Here is a 13,444-nt window from a genome sequence, read left to right as displayed (position 1 = left end):
ACGTAACCAGGTTATAGGAGGATATGAATGACCGTTGCTTCGCACTTGCAGGAACTGCGCCGTAAGCACGAAACCCTCTCAGATCAGGTGGAACAGGCCCAAAGGAGCCCTGCGACCGACGCGTTGAAGATCGCCGAAATGAAAAAGCAGAAGCTGCGCCTCAAGGAAGAAATCACCCGGCTGGCGCAATAGGCCGCACCCCCCGGGCCGGACTGAGGCCGACCCGGGCTGGGATGACCGCAACAGGCCGCTAACGCGCCCGCGCTGCAAGCAGGGCGCCGCCTGCAATCAGCATCGCGGCCAGCAACAGGACCGGCGTCGCCTGTGCGATCCCGGCCAGAACCAGAACCAGCGTCGATAACAGCGGCGCGGCATAAGAGGCGACACCCAGCAACTGGATGTCGCCTCTTTTCATGCCGATATCCCAAGTGAAAAACGCGGCCCCCACCGGCCCCAGCCCCAGCCCCAGAACCGACAGCCAGCCGATTGGACCCGCGGGCCAGACAGTCTGCTCAAGCGCCAGATGCGCAAGAGCCGAGAGCAGCGCCGTGGCGAGACAGAATACCGTCACCGCCTCGGTCGGGACCGCACCAAAGCGGCGCGAGACGACCGAATAGGTTGACCATGTCAGCGCACAGAGAAAGGCAAGGCCATAACCCGGCAATGCCGCCGGGGAAAACGAGGCCCCGCCGCGCAGCACGATCAGCGCCGCCCCCGCAAAGGCCAGCCCCGCCCCCAGAAGATGCAGCGCCCGCAGCCGTTCTCCGGGCAGCAGGCCCGAGAACAGAACAATGAACAGCGGCCAGAGATAGGCAATCAGCCCCGCCTCGGCCGCGGGGGCCATGCGCAGGGCACTGAAATACAGGAAGTGATAGCCGAACAGCCCCGCCGTGCCGAACAGATAGACACCCGGCGGCACATCGCGCAGCACTGACAACCCCCGCCCCGCCAGCAGCCAGATCAGCGCCAGCCCGCCGCCGATGCCGAAACAAAGCGCCGTCAGCAGGAAGGGCGGCACAGGCGCCGAACCCACGGTGAACAGCGCCAGCAGCGCCCACATCAGGACGGCGGTAAAACCGATGGCGGTGGCGCGGTTGCGGGTCATGATCCTGCCTGCAAGGGGGATGGCGCTGCCCTAGCGGGGATTGCGCGCCGCTTCAAGCAGCAGGGCAGCAGCCGAACCGGGCCTGCCCCGGATTGACGGCCCCTTGCCCGCGCCTATTGGCCGTCCGCAGGATCAACCTTTTTCAGCTGCCTGCGTGAACCAGCGCACGATGGCCGCGCGTTCCTGCGGTTCCATATAGCTCAGGTTGCCGGGCGGCATGGCATGGCTGAGCCCCGATTGCAGATAGATCCGCCGCGCCTCGGTCGCGATCTGTTCGGGGGTTTCCAGCACCACACCTTTGGGCGGCCAGTGCATCCCCTCCCAGACCGGTTCGGCCGCGTGGCACATGGAACAGCGGCCCATCACGATATCGCTGACCTGATCGAAGCCTTCGGCACTGGCATAGCGCAGCGCCTCCCCCGACAGATCGGCCCGGGCGGCGGCATCCTCGGGCCGGGGCACGGTCGACAGCCATGCGATGATCAGGAACAGGATTGCCGTCGCGGCCCAGGTCCAGGTCGGGTTGCCCTGGCGGGCATGAGTGGTGTTGAAATAATGCCGGATCGTCACCCCCATCAGGAAGACCAGCGCCGCGATCAGCCAGTTGTATTGCGAGGCAAAGACCAGCGGGTAATGGTTCGACAACATCAGAAACAGCACCGGCAGGGTCAGGTAATTGTTATGCGTGCTGCGCTGCTTGGCGATCTTGCCGTATTTCGGATCGGGCTTCCGCCCCGCCTTCAGATCCGCCACCACGATGCGTTGATTGGGCATGATGGTGAAGAACACATTGGCCGACATGATCGTGGCGGTGAAGGCCCCCAGATGCAGCAGTGCCGCCCGGCCCGAAAAGACTTGTGTATAGCCCCAGCTCATCGCGACCAGCAGGATGTAAAGCAGGATCATCAGCCGGGTATTGTCATCGCCGAACCGCGTCTTGCAAATCGTGTCATAGGCGATCCAGCCAAAGGCGAGTGAGCCGAGCGAGATCGCCACCGCCTGCCAGATCGCCAGATCGGCCACAGTGGGATCGACCAGATAGAGCTCGGCCCCGAGGTAATAGACAAGGATCAGCATGGCAAAACCCGACAGCCATGTGGCGTAGCTTTCCCATTTGAACCAGACAAGGTGATCGGGCATCGAGGCGGGGGCGACCAGATATTTCTGGATATGGTAGAAACCGCCGCCATGGACCTGCCATTCCTCCCCATCTGCGCCCGAGGCAAGGTTGCGGTCCCGGTGCAGGCCCAGATCCAGCGCGATGAAATAGAAGGACGAGCCGATCCAGGCGATTGCCGTGATCACATGGACCCAGCGCACCGCGACCTCGACCCAGTCCCAGAGCACCGCCCAGTGCAACGCCTGTTCCATCCGCTTTCCTTTCGTGATCCTGCCGATATGCAAGGCTATACCGGGGCGCACCTTTCTGTTAATTCGACAAATAGCAGATCACTTTCAAGCCGTGCCGTATAATCACCCGATCCCGAGGGGGTAAAACCCATGTCCTATGTGCAGACGCTGAAAATGTTCGTCCGTGTCTATGAACTGGGCAGCATGAGTGCGGCAGCCCGCGATCAGCGGGTTTCGGCGGCGGTCGCGTCATCCCGGATTTCGGAACTAGAAAAACATCTGGGCGTGCGGCTGTTCAACCGCACAACGCGCAGCCTGCAACCGACCGAGAATGGTCGCATCTTTTATGACGGCGCGCGCAAGGTGCTGGACACGATCGAAGAGGCCGAGGCGGCGGTGATGGATGTCACCCAGAACCCGCGCGGCACGATCTTTGTCGCGGCGCCGCTGGGGGTCGGGCGGCGCTTCATCGGGCCGCATCTGCCTGCCTTCAAGGATATCTATCCGCAGATAGACCTGCGCCTGCGCCTGTCGGACCGGCATGTGGACATGACCGCCGAAGGGCTGGATGTGGCCTTCCATCTGGGCACGCTGGAGGATTCGACGCTGAAAATGCGGCTGGTCGCCGATTGCCCGCGCGTGCTCTGCGCGGCGCCCGCCTATATCGAACGGCGCGGGATGCCCCTTGATGGCGCGGCCTTGCTGGCAGACAAGCATGACTGCCTGAACCTGCGCTTTCCCGGCGCCAAGGAGTTCCAGTGGACGCTGCAGACCGAGGACGGCCCGCGCCGATACGAGATTGCGGGACCGTTCGAATCGGATGACGGCGATGTGCTGACCGGCTGGGCGCTGGACGGGCGCGGCATCGTTCTGAAACCGCTGTTCGAGGTGGCGCAGCATCTGCGCGAGGGGCGGCTTCTGCCCGTGGCCGTCGCGACCCCGCCGCAGCCCACGCAACTGACCTGCCTGACGCAGCATCGCCGCCTGCGCGACCCCAAGATCCGGCTGTTCGTCGATTTCATCATCGCCCGCTGCAAGGCGGATCTGGCCGCCGCCGTGGCGGGGTTGCCGGATCCCCTGCCAGCGCCCGCTGCCGGGAATTTCGACGGCGCAGACCCCGTTCCGCATAGAGGAGAGACATCATGAAGATCATCTGGCTGGGCCATTCCGGATTCCGGATCGAGATCGAACAGGCCGTGCTGCTGGTGGATCCATGGCTGACCGGCAATCCGGTCTTTCCCGCCGGACGGCGGGATGAGGCATTGGCGGGCGCGACCCATATCCTGCTGACCCATGGCCATGGCGACCATGCAGGGGATGCGGCGGAAATCGCACGGGACAAGGACATCCCGATTGCCTGTATCCATGAGCTTTCCGAGTGGCTGGGCGCGCAGGACCGGGTCAAGACCATGGGGTTTGGCAAGGGCGGCACGCTTGATCTGGGCGGGGCTGCGGTCACGATGGTCAACGCCACCCATTCCGCCAGCGTCGATTTCACCTCAAAGGGTCTGATCCCCGCAGGGTCCGAGGCCGGGTTCATGATCGCGGGCGAGGGCCATGTGATCTATGTCTCGGGCGATACCGACATCATGGCCGATATGGGCTGGATGGCGGAATATCACCAGCCCGATATCGGCATCCTCTGTGCCGGGGGCCATTATACGATGGACATGAAGCGCGCGGCCTTTGCGGCGCGGAAGTTTTTTGACTTCAAGACCGTGATCCCCTGCCATTACCGGACATTCCCGATCCTTGCGCAATCGGCGGATGATCTGATCACGGGCCTGCCCGGCGTGCAGGTCATCGAGCCGCAGGTGATGGAGGCAATTGCCCTCTGACAAGGCCAGAACTGCGCCGGGATGCCTCCGGCGCGGCTATTGGCGGCAGGAGGAAGGGCTGGATGAATGCTTCAGCGCCGACCGGCGAAGAAAGTGGTCAGCAGGTCACCGGCCGCGCCCGCCGCGATGCCGTCATAGATTTCCGGCACATGGTGGCATTGCAGATGTGAAAACACCCGTGCGCCCTGTGCCACCCCGCCCGATTTCGGATCTGCCGCGCCATAGTAGAGCCGCGCGATCCGGGCCGCCGAAATGGCGCCTGCGCACATCGGACAGGGTTCCAGCGTGACGTAAAGATCATGCCCGCCCAGACGTTCGGTCCCAAGGGCGCTGCAAGCCGCGCGAATGGCCAGCATCTCGGCATGGGCGGTGGGGTCGCTCAGTTCCCGCGTGCGGTTGCCCGCGCGGGCGATGATCCGGCCTGCGGGGGACACGACGACCGCGCCCACCGGAACCTCACCGCGCAGGGCGGCGGCCCGCGCCTCGGCCAGCGCTGCCTCCATATGGGACCGGAACATGCTCATGCCCTTGCAATGCCGCCTTACGGGCAGCTTTTCAAGGCCGGGCGCGATCAGGCGGGCGTGCGCGCCTCGAACCAGAGGTTCAGCCGCCAGACACCCCAGGCCAGCGGGATCACTGCCAGACCACCGATGACATAGGCCAGCGGGTGATCGCCGAAACTGTCAAAAGTCTGGGTGACACCATGGATCACGGCAAAGGTCAGTATGGTGTTGAACAGCCCCCGCTGCGCGCGATGCGCCGTCCAGATCGCCCCTGCCGCCAGAAGTGCCGTCCAGACCAGCGCGAAAACCCAGTCGGGAATCGTCAGGGCCGTTGCGGCATAGGCGCGGCGCGCGGCGTCTGCGGCCTCCCAGTCATGGCTGCCATCGGGTCTGATGAACCGGCCATGACCTATCCCGGCCCAGCTGTCCCCCACAACATCGCCCGTCAGCGCGCCGATCAGGAAGGACAGGTTGCCCACGACGAAGGCCATGATGCCAAGGAGACCCGCATGACGCGCCACGCGCCCGTCGCGGGATTCGGACCAGTGTCGGGCCGCCCAGAGACTGGCCACCAGCAACAGCCCCATCTGCAGGATCGTCAGCGTCGGTTCGGGCGAGTAAAGCGCATAGATCTCCGACCAATAGGGCGCCGCGCCACTGAGCATCTGCGCGAAGGGCAGGATCGCCAGCGCCGTCACTGGCCGCAGATTGGTTGCAAGTCCCGCCAGAACCAGCAGGACCGCCGCATAAAGGCTTGCCAGCGGCAGGGTCAGGACCTGCAGGCCCAGACTGTCAATCGCGCGCGACAGCCCCAGCAGATGCAGCGCGAGCGCGATCAGCAGTACCGCACCCGCAAGGAACCGTGCGGCCGGGGGTCCGCGCCGCAGCGCCCATGCGGCCGCAAGCCCCGGCACCGCCCCCATCACGAATAGCGCCCAGCCGCCTGCGACCTGTGGCAGCTTGTCCAGAATCTCGACCGCCGATCCCGCGCCCAGCATCACCGCCCCGATCAACGCCGCCGCATTACCGATCATCGGCATCGCAGATGTCCCGCGCAGCAGCAGCATGGCACCCAGTGCAAGAAACAGCCCGCCCAGCACCGCGACCGCAACGGGATCGGCCAGCCAGAAGACAAAGCCCAGCGCCGCCGCAAGGACGCCCGCGCAAAGCAAGGCATTGACCCCCAGCGCGACCATAGCGCTGCGCGACCGCGCGGCGATGATCCGGGCCTGTTCCGCGCTCAGCACACCTTCGCGGACCAGATCTTCGGTATTGACGAGATCGGGCATGGCAGCCTCCTTGCTATGAACGTCGTTCAAAATATTTTCCACAGACATGAACCATGTTCAATGCCTGCCACCCCGTATGACGCCACGTCCCTGCTGCCTGACGCTTTGCACTGCGGCCACTGGACAGAGGGCCAGCCTGCGCTTATCTCGGGCCGGTCATGGTACCGAAATCAGATCCCAACAGCAAACTTATCGCCGAAAACCGCCGGGCGCGGTTCGATTACGCCATCGAGGATGATCTCGAGGTGGGCATCATCCTTTTCGGGTCCGAGGTGAAAAGCCTGCGACAGGGCGGATCCAATATCGGGGAAAGCTATGCCTCGGTCGAGAATGGCGAATTATGGCTGATCAACGGCTATATCGCCCCCTATCTGCAGGCCAAGACCTGGGGGCATGAGGAACGGCGGCGGCGCAAGCTGCTGGTGTCACGGCGGGAACTGGCGCGGCTGTGGAATGCGACGGCGCGTGAAGGCATGACGCTGGTGCCGATCCGGATGTATTTCAACGACCGGGGCATCGTGAAGCTGAAGATAGGGATCGCCAAGGGCAAGAAACTGGCCGACAAGCGCGAAACCTCGGCGAAACGCGACTGGAACCGGCAGAAGGCGCGGCTTCTGAAGCAGAATTCCTGACGTGACGGCGAAAGGGGGCTGTCTGCCCCCTCTTGGCCTTGCGGCCAATTCACCCCCGAGGATATTTCGAAACAGGTGAAGGACACTGGCTGTGCTTGATTGGGACGGCCTGACGGGCTATCCGGGGCCGGGATGCCAAGGGAGGCCCGTCATGACCCCATCGCCCGCCGATGACCCGAAAACACTGGTTTCGACTGACTGGCTTGCCGCCCATCTGAAGGATCCCGATCTGCGGGTGCTGGATGCCTCGTGGTATTTGCCTGACCAGAAGCGCGATGCGAAGGCGGAATACGCCCAGGGGCATATCCCCGGCGCGCGGTTCTTCGATATCGAGGATATTTCGGATCAGCGGTCCGGCCTGCCGCATATGGCCCCCCCGCCCGAGAAATTCATCTCGCGCCTGCGGGCCATGGGCGTGGGCGACGGGCATCAGGTGGTGATCTATGACGGGGCGGGGCTGTTTTCGGCCGCCCGCGTCTGGTGGACCTTCCGCCTGATGGGCAAGACCGATGTGGCGGTGCTGGATGGCGGCCTGCCGAAATGGCGCGCCGAGGGCCGCGAGATTGAGGATATGCCCCCGGTGCTGCGCGATCGGCATATCACCATCAGCCGTCAGAACCATCTGGTGAAGGATGTGACGCAGGTGGCCCATGCCGCGAAACTGCGTGAGGCCGAAATCATCGACGCCCGCGCCGCCGCCCGGTTCCGGGGCGACGCGCTCGAGCCGCGCCCGGGCCTGCGCGCGGGCCATATTCCCGGATCGCGCAACCTGCCCTTCGGCACATTGCTGCAGGACGATGGCACGATGAAGCCGCCCGCCGATCTGCGCGCCGCGTTCGAGGCGGCGGGGGTGGACCTGACCCGCCCGGCGATCACGACCTGCGGGTCGGGGGTCACAGCGGCGGTCCTGTCGCTGGCGCTGGAACGGATCGGCCACAGGAACCACGCGCTCTATGACGGATCCTGGGCCGAATGGGGCATGTATGAGGATCTGAAGGTCGAGACCGGCCCCGCCGCGTGACCGCGGCACCGGTCCGCCCGTCCCCGCCCCTTTTCTGAACGTATCGGAGTTCCCTGATGTTCGACGCCCTGAAACCACAGCCCGCCGACAAGATCCTTGCCCTGATTCAGGCCTTCAAGGAGGATCCGCGCCGCGACAAGATCGACCTTGGTGTGGGCGTCTACAAGGATGCGACCGGCCTGACGCCGGTCATGCGGGCCATCAAGGCCGCTGAAAAGCGGTTGTGGGAGGTTGAGGACAGCAAGACCTATACCACATTGGCGGGCGATCCGGCCTATGCGGCGGCGCTGTCCGGTCTGATCCTTGGGGATACGGTGGAGACCGGGCGGATTGCCGCCATCGCGACGCCGGGCGGCACCGGCGCGATCCGGCAGGCGCTGGAACTGATCCGGCTGGCACGGCCCGGGGCGAAGATCTGGCTGTCGAACCCGACATGGCCGAACCACCCGTCCATCATCCGCTTTCTGGGCATCGAAATGGCCGAATACCGCTATTTCGACGCGGCAACGCGCGGCGTGGATTTCGACGCGATGCTGGCGGATCTGGAGGCCGTGGCCGAGGGCGATGTCGTGCTGCTGCATGGCTGCTGCCACAACCCGACAGGCGCAAACCTGACCCTTGCGCAATGGGGCGCGGTTGCTGATTTGCTGATCCGCAAGAACGCGCTGCCCTTTATCGACATTGCCTATCAGGGCTTTGGCGACGGGCTTGAGGCGGATGCGGCGGGCACGCGGCTGATTGCGGCGCGCCTGCCCGAGGTTCTGATCGCGGCCTCCTGTTCCAAGAATTTCGGCATCTACCGGGAACGGGCCGGACTTTTGCTGGCCATCGCGTCCGGGGCCGCGAAGCAACCGGTGCTGCAGGGCAATCTGGCCTTCCTGAACCGGCAAAATTACAGCTTTCCGCCCGATCATGGCGCGCGTCTGGTGACGATGATCCTGACGGATGAGGCCCTGCGCGCCGACTGGCAGGCGGAACTGGAAGAGGTGCGGCTGTCGATGCTGGGCCTGCGGCGGCAACTGGCGGACGAGTTGCGCCGCCTGACCAATTCCGACCGCTTCGATTTCATCGCGCATCACCGGGGCATGTTCTCGCGCCTTGGCGCGAGCCCCGAACAGGTTGAGGCCATGCGCCGCGATCACGGCATCTACATGGTCGGCGATTCGCGGCTGAACATTGCGGGTCTGAATGCGGCGACGGTGCCCGTGCTGGCCCGGGCGATTGTCGCGACCGGGGTCTGATCGGGGTCTGAACGGCCACGCCTGCGCGCCCTCAGGGTGTCGCTCCAAAAGGAAAGGCCCGGGCGTCACCGCCCGGGCCGATCTGTTTCAGGGGCTTGCGCCTCAGACCTTGAATTCGGGATAGGCTTCCATCCCCAGTTCGGCCTTGTCGAGGCCGTTCACCTCGGCCTCCTGATCCACACGCAGGCCCATGGTGGCCTTGAGGATGAACCAGACAACGGCAGAGGTGACGCAGACAAAGAGACCGACCACGATGATCGAATAAAGCTGCGTGCCGATATTCGCGTCGCTGTTGGTCAGCACCACCGCAATCGTGCCCCAGATCCCGGCAAACAGGTGGACCGGAATGGCGCCCACGACATCGTCGATCTTGAACTTGTCCAGCAGCGGCACCGAGAAGACAACAATCACGCCGCCCACGGCCCCGATCAGGGTGGCTACACCCAGCGAAGGGGTCAACGGTTCTGCGGTGATCGAAACCAGACCGGCCAGCGCGCCATTCAGCACCATGGTCAGATCGGCCTTCTTGTAGATCATCTGCGTCAGGATCAGCGTCGCGATCACACCCCCGACCGCTGCCGCATTGGTATTGGCGAAGATCCGGCCAACATCGGCAGCATCCCCCACCGAGGACAGCGCCAGTTGCGACGCGCCGTTGAAGCCGAACCAGCCCATCCACAGGATGAACATGCCCAGCGTGGCCAGCGGCAGGCTGGAACCCGGCATCGGATTGACGCGGCCATCCTTGTATTTGCCCAGACGCGGCCCGAGGATGATGGCACCGACAAGGGCTGCCCAGCCACCGACCGAATGGACGACCGTCGAGCCTGCGAAGTCAAGGAAGCCCGCACCATCAAGGAAGCCGCCGCCCCATTTCCACGAGGCCTGAATCGGATAGATCAGCCCGGTCAGCACCACCGTGAAGACAAGGAAAGGCCAGAGCTTGATACGCTCGGCCAGTGCCCCCGAAACGATCGAGGCGGTGGCGGCGCAGAACATGACCTGGAAGAAGAAATCCGAACTGGTCGAGGCATAGCTGTAATCATCCGCCCCGTCGGCACCGATGCCCACGGCCTCAAGCACCGCGGTGCCGATGGATCCGAACACGCCCTCGATGATCCAGCTGTCGCCCGGATACATGACGTTGTAGCCGATCAGGTAATAGGCAAAGCAGGCCAGCGAGAACAGCGAGACGTTCTTCAGAAGCTGCATGGTCACATTCTTGGAGCGGACCAGACCAGCCTCAAGCATGGCAAAGCCCGCCGCCATCCAGAACACAAGGAAGCCGCCGATCAGCATGATCAGCGAGTTCATGATGAAGGCCATATCGGTCGGCACGGCCACGGCGACCGCCGCTTCGGCGGCCTCGGCGGTTTCTGCCACCTCCTGCGCATGGGCCGGAAAGGCCAGAGCGGCGGTCAAGACCGCAAGCCCCGTCAGGTTTTTCCAGTTCGACATTTTCACGGTTTCCCCTTCCCCAGCGCGATCAAAGCGCATCATCGTTGATTTCGCCGGTGCGCACCCGCACGGCCTGCGCCACATCCAGCACGAAGATCTTGCCGTCACCGATCTTGTCGGTCTTGGCGGTGGTCGCGATGGTTGCGACGACCTGATCGGCAAGGCTGTCGGTCACCACGATTTCCAGCCGGACCTTCGGCACGAAATTCACGGCATATTCCGCCCCGCGATAGATTTCCGTATGGCCGGACTGCGAACCGAACCCTTTGATTTCGGTCACCATCATGCCGCGCACGCCGATAGAAGTGAGCGCCTCGCGCACCTCCTCCAGCTTGAACGGTTTGATTGCTGCGATGATCAGTTTCACGTTCATCCCCTTTTGCGTTCAGCAGGCGGCCCTTTCTTGCGGGGCCAACGAGGACAGAAGGCGGGCCGCCAAGCTGCGGCACAAGGAAAGCGCCCTACATCCGCAGGGTGAAAACCGGCTTTTTGCACATTTTTTGCACTTACTTGGCCATCAGATTAAAAAATAGGCAGATCAACAATTCGAATCGTTCGCCTTGACCCTCCACAAACCGCCCCATCCGGTCTATGTTACGCGGCAAGAGCGGGACGCGGCATCAAGGGCGCGGCATCAAGACGGCGGCAGACAGGCATGAGCAGAAATGGCAATGGTCGATCCCCCCTTGTGGCGGATCGCAGACGAGCGGCGGCACCGGCAAAGCCCCGCGCCACCAAACCGGCGCGCAAATCCGCGCCGCGCCCGCCACGGGGTCCGCGCGGGCCTCTGGGCTGGATTGCGGCATTCGTGCGATTCGTGTTCCGCATCCTGTGGGGCTTCACCTGGCGCGTCGGCGCGGTCTCCGCGATGATCCTTGCCGGGGTGGTGTTCTATTTCTACACGACCCTGCCCCCGCTTGAGGCGATGCTGGACGGGCGAGCGCGCGGGTCTGTCACGCTGCTGGACCGCGAGGATCGCGTCTTTGCCTGGCGCGGCGAAAGTTTCGGCGGACAGATCAACGCCGGAAAAGTGTCGCAACACCTGCATAATGCGGTGGTCGCGACCGAGGATAAGCGTTTCTACTGGCATCTGGGGATCAGCCCGCGCGGCATCGCCTCGGCCATCCGCATCAACCTGCGCGAGGGGCGCGGCCCGCTTGAGGGCAATGGCGGCTCCACCATCACGCAGCAGACGGCAAAGCTGCTGTGCCTTGGCGTGCCTTATGACACCGCCGAATGGAAATCCGAGGCCGAATACGAAAGCGACTGCCGCCGCGGCGGCCTCTGGCGCAAGATCCGCGAAGTGCCCTATGCGCTGGCGCTGGAGGCCAAGTATTCCAAGGCCGATATCCTGACGATCTATCTGAACCGTGCTTATCTGGGTGCAGGCGCGCGCGGGTTCGAGGCGGCAGCACAGCGCTATTTCGGCAAATCGGCCAATCAGGTCGATGCTGCCGAGGCCGCCATGCTGGCCGGTCTGCTGAAGGCGCCGTCCTATTTCGCCCCCACCAACAATATGCAGCGCGCCCGCGAACGCGCCGGCGTGGTGATCGGTCTGATGCAGGAACAGGGCTATCTGACCATGGCCGAGGCCGAGGCCGCGCGCCAGAACCCCGCCTCGCTGTCCGAGGCCGCCGAATCGCAGACCGGCGGATATTTCGCCGACTGGGTCATGTCGGAAGGCCCCGATTTCCTGACCAGCACCACGACCGAAGATGTCACCATGCGCACGACGCTGGACCAGCGCCTGCAGGCGGCAGCCGAATCGGCGCTGGCGGATGTGTTCGCGGCCAAGGTGCGCGAAGGATCCACCGCAGAGGCCGCCGTGGTGGTGATGTCGGCCGATGGCGCCGTGCGCGCCATGGTGGGCGGGCGCAAGCCGCAACCGCCGGGCAGTTTCAACCGCGCCACCATGGCCAAACGGCAGACAGGTTCGGCCTTCAAGCCCTTCCTTTATGCCGCAGCACTGGATTTCGGCTACAGTCCGGCGGACTATGTGCAGGATGAACCGCTGACCATCGACATTCCCGGTTCGGGGCCGTGGTCGCCGCAGAACTACACGCGGAAATATCTCGGGGTCATCACCCTGACCAAGGCGCTTGAAGAATCGGTCAACACCTCGGCGGTGCGGATTTCTGAGGCGATGGGCCGTGATCTGGTGCGCGCGGTGGCCACCGATTTCGGCGTCGAAAGCAGCCTTGCCGATGGCCCGGCCCTTGCGCTTGGCGCATCGGAATCGACCTTGCTGGAAATGACCGGGGCCTATGCGGGCATCCTGAACGGCGGATCCGCCGTGCGGCCCTTCGGCCTGATCGACCTGCGGCTGCGCGGCGATGACACGCCCCTGATCGGGCAGGCAGGCGGTATCGGCGAACGGGTGATATCCGAGGAAAGCGCGCAATATCTGACCTATATGATGTCGCGCGTGATCGAGGAAGGCACCGGCCAGCGCGCGCGCCTTCCGGGGCGTGAGGCGGCAGGCAAGACCGGCACCACCTCGGCGGCGCGGGACGCATGGTTTCTGGGCTTCACCGCCGATTACGTCGCGGGCGTCTGGATGGGCTATGACGACAATACCCCGCTGTCGGGCGTCACCGGCGGCGGCATCCCGGCCGAGATCTGGCGGGAGGTGATGATCCGCGTGCATGAGGGCCTGCCCGCCCGCCCGCTGCCCATGCTGATCCCCGAGCCGCGCCTGCCGCCGGTGATGAATGCCGATGGCAGCGTCATGCAGGACGAATACGCACAGCAGCCCTATTACCCGGACCAGCGCCAGCAGCAGGCCCCCGCTCCAAGTGGTGGGGGCGGCGATCTGGCCGAACGCATCCTGCAAGAGGTTCTGGGTATCTTCGGCAACTGATCCACAGCGCGCCCTTGCCAGTGTCGACAGCCTTGCCCGCCCTGCCTTGCGGCGGCGGGGCGGCGCGGATAGGCTCGTCCCGAACCGCCCTGCCACGGGTAAACCTGCGATGGCGCCCTGCGCCCGCAGGCTCCACATGGCAGGACG

The 13,444-nt window shown here is 64.4% G+C and carries 13 protein-coding genes; 7 read left to right on the top strand and 6 right to left on the bottom strand.

The genetic code is table 11. From position 1 onward, the window contains the following. Positions 1-27: 27 nt before the first annotated feature. Complete coding sequence (locus tag JL811_RS01890; protein ID WP_202686612.1) at positions 28-192, top strand: YdcH family protein; 165 nt, start codon at positions 28-30, stop codon at positions 190-192. Between the two features lie 58 nt (positions 193-250). Here the strand turns inward: JL811_RS01890 and yddG are convergent, their stop codons facing one another. Beyond that, positions 251-1,105, bottom strand: coding sequence for an aromatic amino acid exporter YddG (yddG, locus tag JL811_RS01885; RefSeq protein ID WP_202686610.1), 855 nt, complete (start codon positions 1,103-1,105; stop codon positions 251-253). Positions 1,106-1,237: 132 nt separating this feature from the next. Beyond that, on the bottom strand, positions 1,238-2,476 hold the full coding sequence (locus tag JL811_RS01880) for a urate hydroxylase PuuD (protein WP_202686608.1): 1,239 nt from the start codon (positions 2,474-2,476) through the stop codon (positions 1,238-1,240). 129 nt (positions 2,477-2,605) lie between these two features. On the opposite strand from JL811_RS01880, the gene JL811_RS01875 reads away from it, so the two are divergent. Both JL811_RS01875 and JL811_RS01870 read left to right on the top strand, forming a co-directional pair. Further along, complete coding sequence (locus JL811_RS01875) at positions 2,606-3,601, top strand: LysR family transcriptional regulator (RefSeq protein WP_202686606.1); 996 nt, start codon at positions 2,606-2,608, stop codon at positions 3,599-3,601. Continuing rightward, positions 3,598-4,293 carry a metal-dependent hydrolase gene (locus JL811_RS01870; protein WP_202686604.1) on the top strand — a complete coding sequence of 232 codons (696 nt, stop codon included), beginning with the start codon at positions 3,598-3,600 and terminating at the stop codon, positions 4,291-4,293. Before JL811_RS01875 ends, JL811_RS01870 begins: the two co-directional genes overlap by 4 nt. 71 nt (positions 4,294-4,364) lie before the next feature. On the opposite strand, the gene JL811_RS01865 is transcribed toward JL811_RS01870, so the two are convergent. Together JL811_RS01865 and JL811_RS01860 are read right to left on the bottom strand one after the other, a co-directional pair. Continuing rightward, positions 4,365-4,811 (bottom strand): nucleoside deaminase, encoded by a 447-nt coding sequence (locus JL811_RS01865; RefSeq protein WP_237684727.1) that lies wholly within the window; start codon positions 4,809-4,811, stop codon positions 4,365-4,367. 53 nt (positions 4,812-4,864) lie between these two features. Next, positions 4,865-6,085, bottom strand: a complete 1,221-nt coding sequence (locus JL811_RS01860) for a hypothetical protein (protein WP_202686602.1) — start codon at positions 6,083-6,085, stop codon at positions 4,865-4,867. A 158-nt stretch (positions 6,086-6,243) separates the two neighbouring features. Here JL811_RS01860 and smpB point away from each other — a divergent pair, with 158 nt between their 5' ends. The 3 genes from smpB (at position 6,244) to JL811_RS01845 (ending at position 8,979) form a co-directional block, all read left to right on the top strand. Next, complete coding sequence (smpB, locus tag JL811_RS01855) at positions 6,244-6,717, top strand: SsrA-binding protein SmpB (protein ID WP_202686600.1); 474 nt, start codon at positions 6,244-6,246, stop codon at positions 6,715-6,717. A 151-nt stretch (positions 6,718-6,868) separates the two neighbouring features. Continuing rightward, a complete protein-coding gene (sseA, locus tag JL811_RS01850; protein WP_202686598.1) occupies positions 6,869-7,738 on the top strand; it encodes a 3-mercaptopyruvate sulfurtransferase in 870 nt (289 codons plus the stop codon). A gap of 56 nt (positions 7,739-7,794) precedes the next feature. Further along, positions 7,795-8,979: an amino acid aminotransferase gene (locus JL811_RS01845; protein WP_202686596.1), complete on the top strand. Its 1,185-nt coding sequence runs from the start codon at positions 7,795-7,797 to the stop codon at positions 8,977-8,979. A gap of 102 nt (positions 8,980-9,081) precedes the next feature. Here the strand turns inward: JL811_RS01845 and JL811_RS01840 are convergent, their stop codons facing one another. Together JL811_RS01840 and JL811_RS01835 are read right to left on the bottom strand one after the other, a co-directional pair. Then, positions 9,082-10,437, bottom strand: coding sequence for an ammonium transporter (locus JL811_RS01840; RefSeq protein ID WP_202686594.1), 1,356 nt, complete (start codon positions 10,435-10,437; stop codon positions 9,082-9,084). 28 nt (positions 10,438-10,465) lie between these two features. Next, positions 10,466-10,804: a P-II family nitrogen regulator gene (locus tag JL811_RS01835; RefSeq protein ID WP_202686592.1), complete on the bottom strand. Its 339-nt coding sequence runs from the start codon at positions 10,802-10,804 to the stop codon at positions 10,466-10,468. A gap of 288 nt (positions 10,805-11,092) precedes the next feature. Here JL811_RS01835 and JL811_RS01830 point away from each other — a divergent pair, with 288 nt between their 5' ends. Beyond that, positions 11,093-13,297 carry a transglycosylase domain-containing protein gene (locus JL811_RS01830; protein WP_202686590.1) on the top strand — a complete coding sequence of 735 codons (2,205 nt, stop codon included), beginning with the start codon at positions 11,093-11,095 and terminating at the stop codon, positions 13,295-13,297. Positions 13,298-13,444: the final 147 nt, after the last annotated feature.

The sequence above is a fragment of the Szabonella alba genome, from assembly GCF_016765775.1.
Lineage (GTDB): Bacteria > Pseudomonadota > Alphaproteobacteria > Rhodobacterales > Rhodobacteraceae > Szabonella > Szabonella alba.
Note: the sequence above shows the minus strand (reverse complement) of the source record. Positions and strands in the feature narration are given on the sequence as shown.

Excerpts from the sequence above, each read along its gene's own strand:
- JL811_RS01890 (WP_202686612.1), top strand. The coding sequence starts at position 28 with ATGACCGTTGCTTCGCACTTGCAGGAACTGCGCCGTAAGCACGAAACC.
- yddG (WP_202686610.1), bottom strand. The coding sequence starts at position 1,105 with ATGACCCGCAACCGCGCCACCGCCATCGGTTTTACCGCCGTCCTGATG.
- JL811_RS01880 (WP_202686608.1), bottom strand. The coding sequence starts at position 2,476 with ATGGAACAGGCGTTGCACTGGGCGGTGCTCTGGGACTGGGTCGAGGTC.
- JL811_RS01875 (WP_202686606.1), top strand. The coding sequence starts at position 2,606 with ATGTCCTATGTGCAGACGCTGAAAATGTTCGTCCGTGTCTATGAACTG.
- JL811_RS01870 (WP_202686604.1), top strand. The coding sequence starts at position 3,598 with ATGAAGATCATCTGGCTGGGCCATTCCGGATTCCGGATCGAGATCGAA.
- JL811_RS01865 (WP_237684727.1), bottom strand. The coding sequence starts at position 4,811 with ATGTTCCGGTCCCATATGGAGGCAGCGCTGGCCGAGGCGCGGGCCGCC.
- JL811_RS01860 (WP_202686602.1), bottom strand. The coding sequence starts at position 6,085 with ATGCCCGATCTCGTCAATACCGAAGATCTGGTCCGCGAAGGTGTGCTG.
- smpB (WP_202686600.1), top strand. The coding sequence starts at position 6,244 with ATGGTACCGAAATCAGATCCCAACAGCAAACTTATCGCCGAAAACCGC.
- sseA (WP_202686598.1), top strand. The coding sequence starts at position 6,869 with ATGACCCCATCGCCCGCCGATGACCCGAAAACACTGGTTTCGACTGAC.
- JL811_RS01845 (WP_202686596.1), top strand. The coding sequence starts at position 7,795 with ATGTTCGACGCCCTGAAACCACAGCCCGCCGACAAGATCCTTGCCCTG.
- JL811_RS01840 (WP_202686594.1), bottom strand. The coding sequence starts at position 10,437 with ATGTCGAACTGGAAAAACCTGACGGGGCTTGCGGTCTTGACCGCCGCT.
- JL811_RS01830 (WP_202686590.1), top strand. The coding sequence starts at position 11,093 with ATGAGCAGAAATGGCAATGGTCGATCCCCCCTTGTGGCGGATCGCAGA.